The 19400-nt window shown below is 68.8% G+C and carries 13 protein-coding genes; 7 read left to right on the top strand and 6 right to left on the bottom strand.

The window, feature by feature from the left end:
• Positions 1-88 precede the first annotated feature (88 nt).
• Positions 89-1138 carry an SPFH domain-containing protein gene (locus AUL33_RS07790; RefSeq protein ID WP_062206206.1) on the top strand — a complete coding sequence of 350 codons (1050 nt, stop codon included), beginning with the start codon at positions 89-91 and terminating at the stop codon, positions 1136-1138.
• Positions 1135-1599: an NfeD family protein gene (locus AUL33_RS07785; protein WP_062206203.1), complete on the top strand. Its 465-nt coding sequence runs from the start codon at positions 1135-1137 to the stop codon at positions 1597-1599. Before AUL33_RS07790 ends, AUL33_RS07785 begins: the two co-directional genes overlap by 4 nt.
• Before the next feature lie 4 nt (positions 1600-1603).
• Here AUL33_RS07785 and AUL33_RS07780 read toward each other — a convergent pair whose 3' ends face one another.
• Entirely contained in the window at positions 1604-2605 is a 1002-nt protein-coding gene (locus AUL33_RS07780; RefSeq protein WP_062206200.1) for an SIS domain-containing protein, read from the bottom strand.
• A gap of 329 nt (positions 2606-2934) precedes the next feature.
• Here AUL33_RS07780 and AUL33_RS07775 point away from each other — a divergent pair, with 329 nt between their 5' ends.
• On the top strand, positions 2935-4575 hold the full coding sequence (locus AUL33_RS07775) for an outer membrane beta-barrel protein (RefSeq protein WP_062206197.1): 1641 nt from the start codon (positions 2935-2937) through the stop codon (positions 4573-4575).
• Between the two features lie 76 nt (positions 4576-4651).
• On the opposite strand, the gene galU is transcribed toward AUL33_RS07775, so the two are convergent.
• Positions 4652-5569, bottom strand: coding sequence for a UTP--glucose-1-phosphate uridylyltransferase GalU (gene galU / locus AUL33_RS07770; RefSeq protein WP_062206532.1), 918 nt, complete (start codon positions 5567-5569; stop codon positions 4652-4654).
• Between the two features lie 227 nt (positions 5570-5796).
• Here galU and AUL33_RS07765 point away from each other — a divergent pair, with 227 nt between their 5' ends.
• Positions 5797-7023 carry a lytic murein transglycosylase gene (locus AUL33_RS07765; RefSeq protein ID WP_062206194.1) on the top strand — a complete coding sequence of 409 codons (1227 nt, stop codon included), beginning with the start codon at positions 5797-5799 and terminating at the stop codon, positions 7021-7023.
• 5 nt (positions 7024-7028) lie between these two features.
• Positions 7029-8465, top strand: coding sequence for a DUF459 domain-containing protein (locus tag AUL33_RS07760; RefSeq protein ID WP_156419324.1), 1437 nt, complete (start codon positions 7029-7031; stop codon positions 8463-8465).
• A 169-nt stretch (positions 8466-8634) separates the two neighbouring features.
• Here AUL33_RS07760 and AUL33_RS07755 read toward each other — a convergent pair whose 3' ends face one another.
• The 3 genes from AUL33_RS07755 to gltB form a co-directional block, all read right to left on the bottom strand.
• On the bottom strand, positions 8635-10089 hold the full coding sequence (locus tag AUL33_RS07755) for a glutamate synthase subunit beta (protein WP_062206188.1): 1455 nt from the start codon (positions 10087-10089) through the stop codon (positions 8635-8637).
• A gap of 375 nt (positions 10090-10464) precedes the next feature.
• A complete protein-coding gene (locus AUL33_RS07750; RefSeq protein WP_062206185.1) occupies positions 10465-11097 on the bottom strand; it encodes a glutathione S-transferase family protein in 633 nt (210 codons plus the stop codon).
• Between the two features lie 80 nt (positions 11098-11177).
• Positions 11178-15896, bottom strand: coding sequence for a glutamate synthase large subunit (gltB, locus tag AUL33_RS07745; protein WP_082652412.1), 4719 nt, complete (start codon positions 15894-15896; stop codon positions 11178-11180).
• Positions 15897-16210: 314 nt separating this feature from the next.
• On the opposite strand from gltB, the gene AUL33_RS07740 reads away from it, so the two are divergent.
• On the top strand, positions 16211-17260 hold the full coding sequence (locus tag AUL33_RS07740; RefSeq protein WP_062206182.1) for a low specificity L-threonine aldolase: 1050 nt from the start codon (positions 16211-16213) through the stop codon (positions 17258-17260).
• A gap of 297 nt (positions 17261-17557) precedes the next feature.
• On the opposite strand, the gene AUL33_RS07735 is transcribed toward AUL33_RS07740, so the two are convergent.
• Positions 17558-18019: an Hsp20 family protein gene (locus AUL33_RS07735; protein WP_062206179.1), complete on the bottom strand. Its 462-nt coding sequence runs from the start codon at positions 18017-18019 to the stop codon at positions 17558-17560.
• Between the two features lie 372 nt (positions 18020-18391).
• Here AUL33_RS07735 and AUL33_RS07730 point away from each other — a divergent pair, with 372 nt between their 5' ends.
• Positions 18392-18877: a hypothetical protein gene (locus AUL33_RS07730; protein ID WP_062206176.1), complete on the top strand. Its 486-nt coding sequence runs from the start codon at positions 18392-18394 to the stop codon at positions 18875-18877.
• The last annotated feature ends 523 nt before the right edge of the window (positions 18878-19400 follow it).

Below are 19400 nucleotides of genomic sequence, written 5' to 3'. Positions count from 1 at the left end.
GCCCCGACGTCGGAACCTGCGGTTGCTCCCCGTGGCGGGATCGGCGACAACCGAGCTTGAGCGATGCGAAGCGGCGGGAGACTTGCGAATGGACGGTTGGATCGATGGACTGCCGGCCGGCGGCATCCTCGTCGCGGTGCTTCTGGTGGTGGCGGTCGTCGCGCTCGTCTCGACCGTCAAGATCGTGCCGCAGGGCTACAATTACACGGTCGAGAATTTCGGCCGCTACACGCGCACCCTGACGCCCGGCCTCAACATCATCATCCCGTTCGTGGAGCGCATCGGCCATCGCCTCAACATGATGGAGCAGGTGCTGGACGTGCCGACGCAGGAGGTCATCACCCGCGACAACGCCTCCGTCGCCGCCGACGGCGTCGCCTTCTACCAGGTGCTCGACGCCGCCGCCGCGGCCTACGAGGTCTCCGGCCTGAAGAACGCCATCCTCAATCTCGTGATGACCAACCTTCGCTCCGTCATGGGCTCGATGGATCTCGACGATCTCCTGTCGAACCGCGATGCGATCTCCGAGCGGATCCTGCGGGTCGTCGATCAGGCCGCCAGTTCCTGGGGCATCAAGATCACCCGGATCGAGATCAAGGACATCAACCCGCCGAAGAACCTTGTGGATTCGATGGCGCGCCAGATGATGGCCGAGCGCGAGAAGCGCGCCGAAATCCTCGAGGCCGAAGGCGCGCGCTCGGCCAAGATCCTGCGGGCCGAGGGCGAAAAGCAGTCGCAGATCCTCGAGGCCGAGGGCAAGCGCGAGGCCGCCTTCCGCGAGGCGGAGGCGCGCGAGCGGCTGGCCGAGGCCGAGGCGACCGCGACGCGGCTCGTCTCTGAGGCGATCGCGGCGGGCGACGTGCAGGCGATCAACTACTTCGTCGCGCAGCGCTACACCGAGGCGCTCGGCAAGATCGCCACCGCGCCCAACCAGCGCGTCATCATGATCCCCTTCGAGGCGGCCTCGCTGATGGGCTCGATCGCGGGGATCGGCGAGATCGCCAAGGCCGCCTTCGGGTCCGATGCGTCGCCGCCATCGTCGTCGCCCGCCCCCGCATCGGCCGTGCCGAGGTCCCGCCGCCCGGCCGCCGCCCCGGTTGCCCCCACCTTCCCGATCGCCGGGCCGCCCGAGGCATGATCGCCGGACTGGCTGCCTATGGCTGGTGGATCGCCGGCCTCCTGCTTCTCGGCCTCGAGATCGTCGCGCCCGGCGTCTACTTCCTGTTCTTCGGCATCGCGGCGCTGGTGATCGGCATGAACGGGTTTCTCATGCCGAACCTCGGTCTCCCCGCCGAGATCGTCGGCTTCCTGGTGGTCTCGGCGGCCACCGTCCTTCTTGGCCATCGCTGGTATCGCGCCCGCATCGGCGCGGGGCCGGGCAGCCTGCATCGGCGCACCGACCGCTTGGTCGGACGCACAGGAACCGTGATCGAGGCGATCGGGCCGGGCGGCGGGCGAGTGGCGGTGGAGGACGGCGGCTGGCAGGCCGAGGGGCCGGCGCTGGCCGCGGGCACGCCGGTGCGGATCGTCGGCGCGCGCGGCTCGGTGCTCATCGTCGAGCCGCTGTCCGGATCGGCTCCAGACCCGGCCGCGACCTGACGCTTCAGGCAACGCCGATGCGCAGGAGATCGTGGAGATGGATGATGCCGACCGGCAACCCGTCCTCCACCACCATCAGCGCGGTGATGTTGGCCGCGTTCAGCATGTCCAGCGCCTTCACCGCCAGCGTTTCCGGGCGGATCGTCTTCGGCGCGCGGGTCATCACCTCGTCGACCGTGCGCTGCAGGAGGTCGGCGGCCAGATGCCGGCGCAGGTCGCCGTCGGTGACGATGCCGAGCAGACGCCCCGCCTCGTCCACCACCGCCACGCAGCCGAAGCCCTTGCGCGAGATCGCGACGATCGCCTCCGACATCGAGGTGCCCGAGGCGACCAGCGGCAGCGCCTCGCCCCGATGCATGATGTCGCCGACGAGGCGCAGGCTCGCGCCGAGCTGCCCGCCGGGATGGAAGACGCGGAAGTCGCCGGGCGTGAAACCGCGACGCTCCAGCAGCGCCACCGCCAGCGCGTCGCCGAGCGCCAGCTGCATCGTGGTCGAGGAGGTCGGCGCCAGCCCGTGCGGGCAGGCCTCCTCGACGCGCGGCAGGATCAGGCGCTCGTCGGCCTCGCGCGCCAGCGCCGAGTGCTCGCGCGAGGTCATCGCGATGAGCGGGATGCGGAAGCGCCTCGTATAGGCGACGATCCCCTGCAGTTCCGCCGACTCGCCCGACCAGGACATGGCGAGCACCGCGTCGCCCGCGCCGATCATGCCGAGATCGCCGTGCGTGGCTTCGACCGGATGGACGAAGAAGGCCGGCGTGCCCGTCGAGGCGAAGGTCGCGGCGATCTTCACGCCGACATGCCCGCTCTTGCCGATGCCGGTGACGATGAGCCGCCCGCTTACGGCGGCGATGAGGCCGAGCGCGCGCTCGAAGGCCGCGCCCATCTCGCCGTCGAGGGCGGCGGCGAGGGCGTCGAGCGCATTCGCCTCGGTGCGCACGGTGCGAAGGGCGGACTGCTGCCCCGGCGAGGGCGGCGGGGCGGCGGCGGATACGGGGTCACGGGTCATCGCGCGATGCTCTAGCGCGACGCGAGCCGGCTGGCCACCCGCGCGGGGGTCCCTGCCTCCTCAAGGACGAGCGAAGGCCCCCAGAAACGCCTCCTCCATCCTTCACCGCGTCAAGGTTGCGTTAACCATCGGCGTTTACCAATCGTTCAGCCTTGCCGCCCGCAGTCCCGCCGGCGGCGACATCTTGAACGAGTTGGACGATGGCGCAACGGCCCCGCAGGAGATCGGCGCGATGGGCGCTCGCAAGCTGCGGGCTGGCCCTCTGGGCGTCCTGTGCGTCGGCGCAGGAGGCGAGCGACGCCCCTCCCCCCCCGCCGACAGCGTCGAGGGTGCTCGGCGACGACGCGCGGTTTTCCGACGGCTTTCAGCTTCGCACGGGCACCGACGCCATCGGCACCGACGCACCCACGTCCGATCGCGGCGTGCCGGGCGACGGCAACGGCCGCCTGGTCGAACCGCTGGGGCGCAGCGGCAATGACAACTCGCGCAGTCTCGGACAGGATCTGGGGAATGCGCCGCTGCGCGCACCCGGCGAGCGGAGCGCCGATGCGCCGTCCGCCGACGGGATCGTCGAGGTTCCCCCCGTCGATCTCCTCGCCGGCCCCGCCATCTCGCGCCGCGAGAACCTGCCGGACGAGCCGGCCGCCGCCGACGCGCCGCAGGCCGCCACGCGCGCCCCGCGCATCGGCGCGGTGCCGACGGCCGACGATCCCGCGGCGGGCCCGTCCGAGGCGGCTGATCTCTTCCGCTCCATCGGCCCGGTGCGCAGCCCCGCCTTCGACGATGTCGGCGGCCGGCGGCTGAACACCGGCCTCGATGCGCTCCGCCGCTCTCTGCCGAGCTCGGCTGACGACCCGTTCGCGCCGGTGGGCGTGCGGGTCGGTCGCTTCGTCGTCACGCCGACGATCGAGCAGAGCCTGGGCGTCTCCGACAATCTCACCAATTCGCGCGACGGGGTGCGCGGCGCCTTTTCGCAGACCACGCTGTCGGCGCGCGCCGTCTCCGACTGGTCGCGCCACGAGGCCGAGATCAACGCCGCCGCCGCCTATCGGCGCAATTTCGAGGGCCCCGTCCGTGAGGAGCCGCAGATCGATCTCGACGGGCGGCTGCGGCTCGATCTTTCGCGCGAGCTGACGGCGACGCTGCGCGGGGCGCTGGCCTTCAGCCGCGACGACGGCATCCTCACCGGCGAGTCGCAGATCGCCGCAGACCAGTCCGACGTTCTCGCCTACTCGGTGAGCGGCGAGCTGGCGCGCGACATCGGGCGCTTCAACGCGGCGATGACGCTTGAGGCCGTACGCGAAGACCGCGAGGACGGCGTCTTCGACGGCGGCACGCTGTCGCCCGGCGACAGCTTCTCGACCTACACCGCCGGTCTTCGCGGCGGCTACGATCTCGATGCGCCGCTCAGCCCCTTCGTCTCGCTCAGCGCCGGCCGCCGCGTCTTCGACGATGCGGGCGCACTCGGCGTCTCGCGCGACAGCGTCATTCCGGCGGCGAAGGCCGGGCTCGGCCTGAACTTCGGCGAGAAGCTGCGCGGCGAGGTGGCGCTCGGCTATGCCTGGAACGTGCCGGACGAAGACGCGTTCAAGACCACCGGCAGCCCGACGCTCGACGCCGCGCTGACCTGGTCGCCGCGCCGGGGCACCGACGTTCTCCTCAAGGCCGCGACCTTCTTCGAGCCCGACGCCTCGGGCACCGATACGGCGACGCTGTACCAGGGCACGCTCGGTCTTCGCCACCGCGCCACGGCGCGCCTCGACCTCGAGACGCAGCTCATCGCGGCGCTGCGCGATCGCGAAGTGGGCGAGCGCGAGCGCGTCTATTCGGCGGAGGCCGGCTTCACCTACTGGCTGAACCGGCAGCTCGCGCTGCTCGGCCGCTACCGCTACGACCGCTTCGACACCCTCGGCTCGATCGGTGACTACGCCGCCAACACGCTGCGCTTCGGCGTCCGGCTGCAGCGCTGACGCGAGGCCACGGCCGGCGTGAAAAAGGGGCGCCCGAAAGCGCCCCCTTTTCTTTTCGAGTCTCGGCTCGCCCGGCCTATTCAGCGGCGGTGCGGGTCTCGTTGCGGCGCTCCATCGGCTCGACCGTCTGCATCAGTTCTTGCAGGTTGTCGAAGACCTTGCCGCGAATGTCGTGGCGCCAGAGCGCGAAGGCGACGTTGGCCTGGATGAAGCCTTCCTTCGAGCCGCAGTCGAAGGTGCGGCCGGTGAAGTGATAGCCGAAGAAATCCTGCTTCTGGGCAAGCTTGAGCATGCCGTCGGTGAGCTGGATCTCGTTGCCGGCGCCCTTTTCCTGCGTCGACAGGATGTCGAAGATCTCGGGCTGCAGGATGTAGCGACCGGAAATGAAGAAGTTCGATGGCGCTTCCTCGGGCTTGGGCTTTTCGACCATGCCGTCGATCTTGAAGCCGTTGCCGACGTCGGAGCCGCGCCCGACGATGCCGTACTTGTTCGTCTCCTTCGGGTCGCACTGCTCGACCGAGATGACGTTGCCGCCGGTCTCTTCGTAGAGCTCGACCATCTTCTTCAGGCAGCCCTGCTCGGACTGCATGATCATGTCGGGGAGAAGGAGCGCGAAGGGCTCGGGACCGACGAGTTCGCGGGCGCACCAGACGGCATGGCCGAGGCCGAGCGGCGCCTGCTGGCGGGTGAAGCTGGCGGTGCCGGCGGTCGGCTGCATCTCTTCGAGCAGCGCCAGTTCGGCCTTCTTGCCGCGCTCCGACAGCGTGCTGACGAGCTCGACCTGGATGTCGAAATAGTCCTCGATGACGCCCTTGTTGCGCCCGGTGACGAAGATCAGGTGCTCGATCCCGGCCTGGCGCGCCTCATCCACCACGTACTGGATCACGGGCCGGTCGACGACCGTCAGCATCTCCTTCGGAATCGCCTTCGTGGCGGGGAGGAACCTCGTTCCCAGTCCTGCCACCGGGAATACGGCCTTCCTGACCTTGCGCATGCACTCTTCCTTCCTGCCGATGAAGTCGGGATCACTCATAAGTCAACTCGTCGTCGACTGTCGACAGACGAGTGCATTGCCGCGATTTTGCCGGGAAAGATGAGGATTGAATGACGAACACCCGACGCGCGCCTTTCCCGGCTCGATCGTGGTAAAGGAAACGTTCACTTCCCTGCCGCTACAGTCGAAACCCTGGAAAACTGTCCGTCGACCGGAGGAAGACCCCGATGCCCGCACCGATCCTCAAGCCGTTCACCCGCTTCGGCGCGCTTGGCCTCGCGTTGGCCCTCAGCCTCGGAGCCGTGTCCCCCGCCGCGGCCGATGCGGGCTTCCGTCGCTGGATCGACGGGTTCGAGAAGACCGCGGTGGCGGCCGGCATCAGCCCGCGCGTCTACGAGCGCGTCTTTGCCGGCGTCGACGAGCCCGATCTCGACGTCATCCAGAAGGCGCGCTTCCAGCCCGAGTTCAAGGACACGATCTGGGACTATCTCGACAACCGGGTGAACGACGAGTCGGTGGCCGACGGCCGCCGCGCCGAGGCGCAGCTCAAGCCCTGGCTCGACCGCATCGAACAGCGCTTCGGCGTCGACCGTGACGTGCTCCTCGCGATCTGGTCGATGGAATCCAACTACGGCCGCATCCTCGAGCGCACGGACGTGATGAAGAGCGTGCCGCAGGCGCTGGCGACGCTCGCCTACATGGACCCCAAGCGCGCCAAGTTCGCCCGCCAGCAGCTCATCGCCGCCCTCAAGATCGTGCAGGCCGGCCACGTGACGCCCGAAGGGCTCACCGGCTCCTGGGCCGGCGCCATGGGCCACACCCAGTTCATCCCGACGAGCTACCAGGCCTATGCGGTGGACATGGACGGCAACGGCCATCCCGACATCTGGCGCTCGGTGCCCGACGCGCTCGCCACCGCCGCCAATCTTCTGAAGAAGAACGGCTGGCAGTCCGGCAAGACCTGGGGCTACGAGATCGTGGCGCCGGCCGGCGCCGCCAAGCTGAAGGGCTCCAACCGGACGCTCGCGGCCTGGGAGAAGCTCGGCTTCCGCCGCGCCAACGGCCGCCCCTTCCCCAATGGCGGCGACAACGCCAACCTGGTGATGCCGGCCGGCGCGAACGGCCCGGCCTTCCTGATGACGAAGAACTTCTTCGTCATCAAGCGCTACAACAATGCCGACAAGTACGCCCTCGCCGTCGGCCATCTCGCCGACCGGATCGGCGGCGGCGGCGACTTCGCGCAGTCCTGGCCGCGCGGCTACACGCCGCTTTCGATGCAGGAGCGCTACGAGATGCAGCAGCGCCTGACGCAGCACGGCTTGTACGACGGCAAGATCGACGGCAAGATCGGCGAGGGATCGAAGACGGCGATCACCGCCTATCAGCGCCGCACCGGCGTCGCGGAGGACGGCAACGCCTCGAAGGCGCTGCTCGACCTTCTCAGGAGGCATTGATCATCATGGGCCAGCGGACCGGTCGCACACGCTTCGGCGAAGGGCTCCTGTCCGTCTCGCTCGTCCTCGCCCTCGGCTGTGCGGGGCTCGTCTCCATGCCCGCGCCGGCCGAGGCCCAGCAGCGGCGCGGCATCCTCGACATGCTGTTCGGCACGCCCCAGCAGGCGCGCCCGCCGGCTCAGTTCCAGGACGGCGCGCCGGCGCCCCGCCGGGTGATCAAGAAGGTCCGCAAACAACGCAAGCCCGCGCAGGCGCAGAGCGCCGCCCGGCCGGGCTCGGCGTCCGCCCGCCGCGCTGCAACGACGGCCGCCGCGGGTGCCGGGGCCGGCGCTGCCGCCGCCGTGGCCGCTGCGCCCGTCGAAAAGAGCGCGACCGCCCGCACCATCCTCGTGGTCGGCGACTTCATGGCCGCTTCGCTGGCCACCGGCCTCGAGGATGCCGTCGCCGAGAGCCGCGAGATCCGCGTCGTCGGACGCGCCAACGGCTCCTCCGGACTGGTGCGCGACGACCATTACGACTGGCCCGCCTCGATCGGCGCAGCCATCGACGAGGCGAAGCCCGCCGCCGTGGTGGTGATGCTCGGCTCGAACGACCGGCAGGCGCTGCGCCAGGGCTCCTCGACGCTGGCGCTGCGCACGCCCGAATGGGCGAGCGCCTATGCGGACCGCGTCGCGGCGCTCGCCGACGCCGTGAAGGCGAAGGGCGTGCCGCTCGTCTGGGTCGGCATGCCCGCCTTCCAGTCCGATCGCGCCAGCGAGGACATGGTCTATTTCAACGACCTCTACCGCACGGCGGCGCTGCGGGTCGGCGGCGAGTTCGTCGATGTCTGGGGCGGCTTCACGGATGCGGCCGGCGCCTTCGCCGCCTCCGGGCCGGACATGGCCGGCCAGACCGTGCGACTGCGCAATTCGGACGGCATCACAATGACGCCCGCGGGTCAGGACAAGCTCGCCTATTTCGTCGAGAAGCCGGTGACGAAGATCCTCGGCCTGAACGTCGACGATCTCGTCGCCAGCCTCGGAACACAGCAGCTTTCGGCCGCCGAATTGCCGGGCGTCGCCAGCCAGGCCGCGACGGCCGTCGCGACGCCGCCCATGTCCTTCGGCGATCCCGGCCTCGATGGCGGCGAAACGCTGCTCGGCGGTGCGGCCAAGACGGCGACCCCGGCCGGCGCCGGCAGCCCGCGCGACAACCTCGTGCGTGGCGGCTCGCCCGTCGCCGCCGCCGAAGGGCGCGCCGACCAGTTCAACTGGACGGGCCGCGGCACCGCCGTGGCGCCGGCAACACGCGACAACGCCATCGTCTTTCGCGGCTCGACGACGCTCGACGAATTGCGCCGCGCCGGCTCGGCTGCAGCCTCCGCCGACGATGCAGCCGCCGCGGCCGCCAAAGCCGCCGGCGCCCTCGTCCCCGCGCCCGCCGGCGGCGCATCCACGCCGTAACCCCGGTTCCGAGCGTCGCTCGCCGCCCGACCGAACCCCTCGTCGGCGGACGAGCGCCCCTCCCGGTCGCCGCTCCCCGTCGCCGCGAGAGACCTCGCGACACTTCGTCCCATGAAAAAAGGCGGCCCCGCGAGACCGCCTTTCCTGTGCATGTCCGGATCGATGCCGCTCAGCGCGGCAAGGTCGTCGTACCCATGAGTTCGAGATCCACCGCGCGCGCGGCCTGCCGGCCCTCGCGGATCGCCCAGACCACGAGCGATTGGCCGCGGCGCACGTCGCCCGCCACATAGAGCTTGTCCATCGAGGTGCGGTAGGACGTGTCGTCGGCGGCCACCGCGACGTTGCCGCGGCTGTCGGCCTTCTTCGACAGGGCCTCGCCGGCTTCGGCGAGGAGCCCGGTCTCGAACGGTCCGGCGAAGCCGATGGCGATGAAGGCGAGGTCGGCCTTGATCACGAACTCGGTGCCGGCGATCGGCTTGCGACGCTCGTCGACCTCGGCGCATTTGACGCCGGTCAGGACGCCGTCCTCGCCGACGAATTCGAGCGTCGCCACCTGGAACTCGCGCACCGCGCCCTCGGCCTGTGATGAGGAAGTGCGCATCTTCGTCGCCCAGTAGGGCCAGACTTCCAGCTTGTTCTCGGTCTTGGGCGGCTGTGGCCGGATGTCGAGCTGCGTGACCTTCACCGCGCCCTGGCGGAAGGCGGTGCCGACGCAGTCGGACGCCGTGTCGCCGCCGCCGACCACCACGACATGCTTGGCACCGGCCCAGATCTCGCCTGCGGCCCAGCCGCGGCTCTGCACCGGCTCGCCGCCGACGCGCCGGTTCTGCTGCACGAGATAGGGCATGGCGTCGTGGATGCCCGACAGGCCGTGATTGGGGATGCCGGCATCGCGCGGACGCTCGGCGCCGCCGCAATAGACGATCGCGTCGTACTCGGCCTGAAGGTCGGCGAGCATCCGGTCGCGACCGATCTCGACGCCGCAATGGAAGGTGACGCCCTCGCCCGAGATCTGCTCGACGCGCTTGTCGATCCAGTGCTTCTCCATCTTGAAGTCGGGAATGCCATAGCGCAGCAGGCCGCCCGGCTTCGACTCGCGCTCGAACACGTCGACGCGGTGCCCGGCGCGGCCGAGCTGCTGGGCGGCGGCCAGACCGGCCGGCCCCGAGCCGATCACCGCGACGCGCTTGCCGGACTGCGTGGTCGCGGGCTGCGGCACCACGAGGCCGAGCTTGTAGGCCTTGTCGGCGAGCGCCTGCTCCACCGTCTTGATGGCGACCGGCGAGTCCTCGAGATTGAGGGTGCAGGCCTCCTCGCACGGGGCGGGACAGATGCGGCCGGTGAATTCGGGGAAGTTGTTCGTCGAATGCAGGTTGCGGACGGCCGTCTCCCAGTCGCCGGCATAGACGAGGTCGTTCCAGTCGGGGATCTGGTTGTGGACGGGGCAACCGGTCGGGCCGTGGCAATAGGGGATGCCGCAATCCATGCAGCGCGCCGCCTGCTTGCCGACTTCGGCGTCGGACATCGGCAGGGTGAACTCGCGGAAATGGCGGATGCGATCCGACGCCGGCTGGTATTTCGCCGTCTGCCGATCGATCTCGAGAAAGCCCGTGACCTTACCCATGCGCCACTCCCGTCCCTGACGGACGCCCGATCGGCACGAGACGTGCGCGGGCGATCCGATGTCCCCAATTCCATCGACGCGGCGGTCGATGGCCGTAGCCGTCCGCATTCGGGTCCGCTCGCAGCGAAAAGGCCCGGCGGGATATGACCCGCGCCGAGCCTTCGGACCGTCCTTACACGAACCCGCGCCCAAATAGAACGCGTCCAAACTTCGCGTGCCGGCCGAGCTGGGACGGTCGCAGCCGAAGCCACGATCGCGCACGCTAAATGCGACAGCACTACTGCCCTATTTTCGGAAGGGCCGCAAGGGGTGGGCGGATGCCGGACGGCCGTCGCCTTCGAACGCGCGAGGGCGACGAGCGGCCTCAGTGTTTCCTTATTGCGGGGCCGTCGCCTTGAAGCTGTCGAGGGCGCCGATGCGCGTCCACCAATCGGCCATGCCGGGAAGAGCCAGGAACTCGTCCTTGTGCGGCGTCATCGCGACGTAGGTGATGAGCGGCGCGAGATAGAGATCGGCGATCGAGAGGTCGTCGCCCGCGAGGAAGGGCGAGGCGCCCTTGATCTTCATGAGCTCGGTGATGACCGCCTTGCCCTTCTCGATCCCCTCGTGATGGGCCTTCTCGTTCTTGCCGCCGACGAACTCGGGGAAGAGATGATAGGCGACGACGCCGCCGAGGATGGACCCGTAGCCATAAGAGTCGATGATCGAGATCACCATGTCCATGCGCGCGACGTCGCGCGGCTCGGCGGGCACGAGGTCGTGGCCCTGCAACGCGGAGTTGAGGTAGCGCGTGATCGCCGCCGTCTCGATGACGCGGAAGCCCTGGTGCTCGATGACCGGCACCTTGCCGAACGGATGGCGCTGGAGATGTTCGGGGCTGTGCGGCTCGCCGGCCAGCACGTTCACCGGATCCTGCTCGTAGTCGGTCACGCCCTTCTCGGCGAGCAGCATCCGCACCGTGCGGACATAGGTGGAGCCGTTGAAGCCCCAGAGCTTGAGATCGGCCATGCTTGCTCTCCCCTGACGAAAAAGGCCGCGACACCGGTCGCGGCCTCTCGTCGGCGATATAGCGGCAAGCCAGCGCGTGGCTACTCCGCGGCGATGCCCATGCGCATGCGCTCCATTTCGAGAAGCGCCCGGCGGTATTCGACCGGCATGACCTTCACGAATTTCGGACGGTAGGTCTCCCAGCTGTCCAGCATCTCCTTGGCGCGGGCCGAGCCCGTGTAGTGGAGATGGTTGGAGATCAGCTGGTAGAGCCGCTCGTCGTCGTGCCCGGTCATCGAGGAGGAGACGTCGACCCGGCCCTTGTGCTGGAGGTCGCCGCCGTGATGGTGCAGCTTCTCGAGGAGGTCGTCCTCTTCCGGCACCGGCTCGAGTTCCACCATCGCCATGTTGCAGCGATCGGCGAAGTTGCCTTCGGGGTCGTAGACATAGGCGATGCCGCCGGACATGCCGGCCGCGAAGTTGCGGCCCGTGTGCCCGAGGATGACGACGACGCCGCCGGTCATGTACTCGCAGCCATGGTCGCCGACGCCCTCGACCACCGCGATGGCGCCGGAGTTGCGCACCGCGAAGCGCTCGCCCGCCACGCCCCGGAAGTAGCACTCGCCCGAGATCGCGCCGTAGAGCACGGTGTTGCCGATGATGATCGACTCCTCCGGTACGATGCGGGTGTCCTCGCGCGGCCGCACGATCAGCTTGCCGCCCGACAGGCCCTTGCCGACATAGTCGTTGCCGTCGCCCACCAGCTCGAACGTGACGCCGCGGGCAAGGAACGCGCCGAAGCTCTGGCCGGCAGTGCCGGTGAGCCGCACCTTGATCGTGTCGTCGGCGAGCCCCTTCATGCCGTAGCGCTTGGCGACCTCGCCCGACAGCATGGCGCCGGCCGAACGGTCGACGTTGGAGATCGCGGTGTTGATCGTCACCTGCTGGCGCGTCTGCAACGCCGGCATCGCCTCGGCGATCAGCTTGCGGTCGAGCACGTCGTCGATCGGATGCTTCTGGCGCTGCGTCCAGAGCGTCTCCTCGTGCGCCGCCTCGGGCTTGTAGAACATCCGGGTGAAGTCGAGCCCGCGCGCCTTCCAGTGATCGATCATTTCCCGCTTGTCGAGGCGCTCGGAGTGGCCGACGAGTTCGGCAACCGTGCGAACGCCCATCGCCGCCATGATCTCGCGGACCTCTTCGGCGATGAAGAAGAAGAAGTTGATGACGTGCTCGGGCGTGCCCTTGAAGCGCTTGCGCAGAACCGGGTCCTGCGTGGCGACGCCGACGGGGCAGGTGTTGAGGTGGCACTTGCGCATCATGATGCAGCCGGCCGCGATCAGCGGACCGGTGGAGAAGCCGAACTCGTCGGCGCCGAGCAGCGCGCCGATCACCACGTCGCGGCCCGTACGGAGCCCGCCGTCGACCTGCAGCGCGATGCGCGAGCGAAGACCGTTCAGCACCAGCGTCTGCTGCGTCTCGGCGAGACCCATTTCCCAAGGTGAGCCGGCATGCTTGATCGAGGTCAGCGGCGAGGCGCCGGTGCCGCCGTCGTAGCCCGACACGATGATGTGGTCGGCGCGCGCCTTGGCGACGCCCGCGGCCACCGTGCCGACGCCGACCTCCGACACCAGCTTCACCGAGATCGCGGCTTCCGGGTTGACGTTCTTCAGGTCGAAGATGAGCTGCGCCAGATCCTCGATCGAATAGATGTCGTGGTGCGGCGGCGGCGAGATCAGGCCGACGCCGGGGGTGGAATGGCGGGTCTTGGCGATCGTCGCGTCGACCTTGTGGCCGGGCAGCTGCCCGCCCTCGCCGGGCTTGGCGCCCTGCGCGACCTTGATCTGCAGCATGTCGGCATTGACGAGATACTCGGTGGTCACGCCGAAGCGGCCGGAGGCCACCTGCTTGATCGCCGAGCGTTCCGGGTTCTGCGTGCCGTCCACGAGCTTGAGATAGCGGTCGGGCTCCTCGCCGCCCTCGCCCGTGTTGGACTTGCCGCCGATCCGGTTCATCGCGACGGCGAGCGTCGCATGCGCCTCGCGCGAGATCGAGCCGAAGCTCATGGCGCCGGTGGAGAAGCGACGCACGATCGTCGCCGCCGATTCCACGTCGTCGAGCGGAACGGGCGCAAGACCCAGTTCCTCGGCCATCTTGATCTTGAACAGGCCGCGGATCGAGGAGTTGGCGACGTCGGACTCGTTCACCAGCGCGGCGTATTCGCGATACTTCTCGTAGGATTCGAGGCGCACCGCATGCTGCAGCGTCGCCACCGCGTCCGGCGACCAGATATGGGCCTCGCCGCGCATGCGGTAGGCGTATTCGCCGCCGATCTCGAGCGAGCGCGCCAGCACGGGATCGTCGGAGAAGGCGAGCGTGTGGCGCTCCACCGTCTCGCGGGCGATCTCGTCGAGGCCGACGCCCTCGATCGTCGTCGCCGTGCCGAAGAAGTAGCGCTCGACGAAACCCGATTGCAGCCCGATCGCATCGAAGATCTGCGCGCCGCAATAGGACTGGTAGGTCGAGATGCCCATCTTGGACATGACCTTGAGAAGGCCCTTGCCGACCGACTTGATGAAGCGCGAGACGATTTCCTTGGCGTCGACCTCGGGCGGGAAGTCGCCGCGCTCGTGCATGCCGAGCAGCGTGTCGAAGGCCAGATACGGGTTGATCGCCTCGGCGCCGTAGCCGGCAAGACAGGCGAAGTGATGGACCTCGCGCGGCTCGCCCGATTCCACCACGAGGCCGGCGGCGGTGCGCAGGCCCTTGCGGATCAGGTGATGATGCACGGCGGCGCAGGCGAGCAGCGCCGGGATCGGGATGCGATCCGGCCCGACCTGCCGGTCCGACAGGATGATGATGTTGTAGCCGCCCACCACCGCCGCTTCCGCGCGCTCGCACAGGCGGTCGAGCGCCCCGGCCATACCCTCGGCGCCCTGCACCACGGGATAGGTCGTGTCGATCGTCTTGGTGTCGAAACGGTCCTCGGTGTGGCCGATCGTGCGGATCTTCTCGAGATCGCCGTTCGTGAGGATCGGCTGGCGCACCTCCAGCCGCTTGCGGCGCGAAGTGCCCTCGAGATCGAAGATGTTGGGGCGCGGACCGATGAAGGACACAAGGCTCATGACGAGCTCCTCGCGGATCGGGTCGATCGGCGGGTTGGTGACCTGCGCGAAGTTCTGCTTGAAATAGGTGTAGAGGAGCTTCGACTTCTCCGACATGGCGGAGATCGGCGTGTCCGTGCCCATCGAGCCGATGGCTTCCTGGCCGGTGGTCGCCATCGGCGCCATCAGGATGCGCGTGTCCTCCTGCGTGTAGCCGAAGGCCTGCTGGCGATCGAGCAGCGACACGTCGGCGCGCGAGGCGCGCGGCGCCACGGGCTTCAGGTCCTCGAGGATGAGCTGCGTCGACTTCAGCCAGTCCTTGTAGGGATTGGCCGACGCGATCTCGCCCTTGATATCCTCGTCGGAGACGATGCGACCCTTCTCGAGATCGATGAGCAGCATCTTGCCCGGCTGCAGGCGCCACTTCTTGACGATCCGCTCCTCCGGGATCTCCAGCGTGCCGGCTTCCGAGGCGAGGATCACCAGATCGTCGTCGGTCACGACATAGCGCGCCGGCCGCAGGCCGTTGCGGTCGAGCGTCGCGCCGATCTGGCGACCGTCGGTGAAGCACACCGCCGCCGGCCCGTCCCAGGGCTCCATCAGCGCGGCGTGATACTCGTAGAAGGCGCGGCGCTCGGGCGCCATTTCCTTGTTGCCCGACCACGCCTCGGGAATGAGCATCATCATCGCATGCGCCAGCGGGTAGCCGCCCTCGCACAGGAATTCGAGCGCGTTGTCGAAGCACGCCGTGTCCGACTGGCCCTCGTAGGAGATCGGCCAGAGCTTGGAGATGTCGTTGCCGAAGAGCTCGGAATCCACCGAAGCCTGACGCGCCGCCATCCAGTTGACGTTGCCGCGCAGCGTGTTGATCTCGCCGTTATGGGCGACCATCCGGTAGGGGTGGGCGAGCTTCCAGGAGGGGAAGGTGTTCGTCGAGAAGCGCTGGTGGACGAGCGCGAGCGCCGTCTCGAAGCGCGGGTCCTTCAGGTCGCGGTAGTAGGCGCCGACCTGATAGGCGAGGAACATGCCCTTGTAGACCACCGTGCGCGAGGAGAGCGACACGACGTAGAAGTCGGATTCCTCGCCGGCCGCTTCCGCATAGACGCGGTTCGACACGACCTTGCGGATGATGAAGAGCTTGCGCTCGAAATCGTCGTCGCTCTCCACCGAAGGCGCGCGCGCGATGAAGACCTGCCGATGCACCGGCTCGGTCGCCATGATCTCGGGCGCCTTCGACAGCGAGGCGTTGTCGACCGGCACGTCGCGCCAGCCGAGCACGGTCTGGCCCTCTTCGGCCGCGGCCTTCTCGAAGAGCTCCTTGAAGTGCAGGCGGCGCGTCTCGTCCTGCGGCATGAAGACGAAGCCGACGCCGTACTGGCCGACCTCGGGGAGTTCGACGCCCTGTCCGGCCATCTCGGCCTTAAGGAATTCGTGTGGGATCTGCACGAGCATGCCCGCGCCGTCGCCCATCAGCGGATCGGCACCGACGGCGCCGCGATGCGTCAGGTTCTCCAGGATCTGGAGCCCCTTCTCGACGATCGAGTGCGACTTCTGGTTCTTCATGTGCGCGATGAAGCCGACGCCGCAGGCATCGTGCTCGCGGCGCGGATCGTAAAGCCCTTGGCGCTTCGGCAGGGTCCGGGGTTTGACCGCGGTGATCGGGGCGTTCGCGACCGTCGCGGCGGCGTCCTCGATGATGGATGGCGTCTCGTTCGTCATCACGGCGGTCTCCCTCGTTTCGCGGGGCGCCGTCCCACCATGGACCGGCCCCCTTCCTCGCAGCCCGACGGGCACGGTTCGACCCTCGGGTCGTCCGCGCCGCTGGCTCAGGCTGTCGTCTCGCGTCTCGCGCCGGGCCCTCAAGCCCGCGCATTTAGGGCAGCAATGCTGACCTATTGCCGAGCTTATGCCAGACTTGCGCGCCTCCGACAAGATCCGTTCTAACCCGGCCCGCGCGCGAGTTGAAGCGGGGTGCGCCGCGGCATCGGATCTCCCGTCTTGTTCGGCGCCCGGCGAGGCGGTAGGCAGGCCCCATGATCTTTGCATCCGACAACTGGTCCGGCGCCCATCCGGCGATCAATGCCTCGCTTGAGGCCAACGCCGCCGGCATGGCGGCCGCCTACGGCGCCAGCGACATCGACAAGGCGGTGGAGCGGCGTTTCAACGAGGTGTTCGAGCGCGAGGTCGCCGTGTTCTTCGTGGGCACCGGCACCGCCGCCAACTCGCTGTCCTTTGCCGCCGTCAACCGGCCGGGCGGCGTGGTGCTCTGTCACCGCGAGGCGCATGTGGTGGAGGATGAGTGCGGCGCGCCCGAATTCTTCACCCACGGCGCGCGCATGGCGCCGGTGGACGGGGCGAACGGCCTCATCGACCCCTACAACCTCCGACGCGAGCTCGCCCGCTTCCGGCCGGACTTCATCCATGCGGGACAGCCGATGGCGGTCACCGTGTCGCAGCCGGGCGAGGCCGGCACGCTCTACAGCGTGGACGAGATCGAGGTGATCGCCGGCATCGCCCACGAGCGCGACCTGACGCTGCACATGGACGGCGCGCGCTTCGCCAACGCGCTCGTCGCCACCAACGCCTCGCCCGCCGAGATGACCTGGCGCGCGGGCGTCGACATCCTCTCCTTCGGCGCCACCAAGAACGGCTGCTGGTGCGCCGAGGCGGTGGTCTTCTTCGACCCCGACAAGGCCCGGCAGTTTCCCTACATCCGCAAGCGCGGCGCCCAGCTCTTCTCGAAGACCCGCTTCGTCGCGGCGCAGCTTCTCGCCTATCTCGACGAGGGCCTGTGGCTGAAGCTCGCCGCCCATTCCAACGCGATGGCGGATGCCCTGCGCGAGGGGATCCGCCGCTCCACCCATGCGCGCGAGGCCTGGAACACGCGCACCAACGAGGTTTTCGCCATCGTCGAGAAGACCACCGCCGCCAAGCTGCGGTCCGAGGGCGCCGTCTTCTACGACTGGAACCCGCCCCACGGCAGCCCGACGCTGATCGGCGAGGACGAACAGCTCATCCGGCTGGTCACCAGCTGGTCCACCGACCCCGCCGACGTCACCCGCTTCGCCGCCGCTATCGCCTGAAGAAGAGGCCGAGAGGCTGACGGACCACGCCGCAGCCAACCTCTTTCACTCTCCCCCGACACCGAAAACCTCTCGTCATCCCGGGCTCGACCCGGGATCCATGCCGAGACGTCGGCATGATTTCGCCGCGCGGCTTTCGGTCAAGGCAGCGGGCAAGAGCCACCAACGCTGCAAAAGCCAGGGATCCGGACCCGCCTCCGACCTGGCCGCGAGCTGCCACTCAAAACGACCGCCGCTCAACGAAAAACGGCGCCCCGAAGGACGCCGCTTTCCTCTTCTATCCCGCTCCGCCCGTGATCAGGCGGCGGTGGCCTCAATCGACCGCGCGTTGGCATTGGCCGTGGCGATCTCGATCTTGCGGGGCTTCAGCGCCTCGGGAATGACGCGGACGAGATCGATGTGCAGGAGACCGTTCTTCAACGTCGCCCCCTTCACCTCGACATGCTCGGCCAGTTGGAAGCGGCGCTCGAAGGCGCGGCCCGCGATCCCACGATAGAGGAACTCGGAGCCCTCGCTCTTCTCTTCGGCCTTCTCGCCGGTCACGGTCAGCCCGTTCTCGCGCGACTCGATCGAGAGTTCGCTCTCGCCGAAGCCGGCCACCGCCATGGTGATGCGGTAGGCGTTCTCGCCGGTGCGCTCGATGTTGTAGGGCGGATAGCTCTGCGTGTTCTCGGCCGTGCCGAGCGTGTCGAGCTTGGAGAAGAGCCGGTCGAAGCCGACGGTGGAGCGATAGAGGGGGGCGAAATCATAAGCACGCATGATCGTTCTCCATAGGAAGCAACAGGTTTGCGAACGTAGCGATGGGATAAGAGCATCCCGCCCGAGGCGGCGATGGTCCCGATGGCCAGCGGCCCCGTTTCGGCGACCGCAAGGTTCAGATGGGAAAGCGGAAAAAACGCTTCAAGATCGCCGCATGCGAATTTTCCGACAGGCCGCATCGTCCTGTTTCCAAGGCGCTTTCGCAAGGCCGGGCGATCGCGCCCGCAGCCTGAACCGAAAATGAACGTCGCCTTCCGATCCCGTTCACGTGATCGGCATCATGGTGGCTCCAACGATCCGCAGCCGCTCCTTCGAGCGGCAGGGGTCCCCCAGAGCCGCCGGCGTTCATCCGGCATCCGTCGGGAGGTTGGCATGATACGGGTTCTCGCAGCGCTTCTGGTCTCGCTCGGCGTTTGGGCTGTCGCACTGCCCGCCTCGGCCGCACCGGCCGGAGGCATCGGGGTGGAGCGCGACGACGGGCTCGACTGGCGCAGCGCACGGCTCGAGCCCCGTCGCGAGGCCCTTCGCAACGACGAGGCGTTCCGCGGCCAGGGCAGCGAGGAGGGACGCGGTGCGGCGCACGGCGTCCTGTCGGAGCAGCGCATCGAGCGGATTCTTCGACGCTCGGGTTTCGTCGGGATCGAGGACATCCGTCTGCGCCGCGACCGCTACGTCGTCACCGCCGTGCGGGCCAACGGTGCGGTGTTCCGCATCGCGCTCGATGCCGGCGACGGGGACATTCTCGGCTCCGAGCGTCTCGGCTGGACGCGCGGATACGACCGCCGCGACTTCGACCGGTTCCGAAACGAGGAGCGCCGCGCCTCCAGCCCGGCCAGCCGCCTCGGCTTCGGCGGCTAGGAAGGCGCACAAAGTTTTTCATCGAGGCTCGGCCGCATCGCGGCCCCGCCTCTTCGCCAACGGCAGCGGCGTCCCGTCCCTTCCGACGCAGCCGCTTGGGGTCGGGAACCTCGAAGGGGGTTCCCGACCTCGCACACCTCCATCCGGCCCGCGCACCCTCGCCGCGCGGCGCCAGCCCTCATCCGGGCGGATCGCCGTCGATCCGTCCCCCGCCAAACGGCCGCCTGCATTCCGTCCCTTCTGCGGGCAGCCGTTCGGGGTCGGGAGCCCCAGCGAAAAGCTGAGGGTTCCCGACCTCCCCTCATCGCTGGCTGGACGGCCACCATCCCGACCGGGCGCTGCCGCGAAAGAGGCTGCGCCCCATCCCAACGGCCGTTCGCGTCCCGTCCCTTCTGCGGGCGGCCGTCCGGGGCCGGGTGTCGCCACGCGGCGCCCGGCCCTCTTTGCGTTCGAACGAGAAGACTGCGAGACCGCGCCATCGTCTCGCCGCCTTCAAACGGGCGGGCGGGTGGGCTAGGACAGG

Origin of the sequence: Aureimonas sp. AU12 (assembly GCF_001463705.1) — a bacterium.
Taxonomy (GTDB): Bacteria; Pseudomonadota; Alphaproteobacteria; order Rhizobiales; family Rhizobiaceae; genus Aureimonas.
This window is presented reverse-complemented; position numbering and strand designations above follow the sequence as displayed.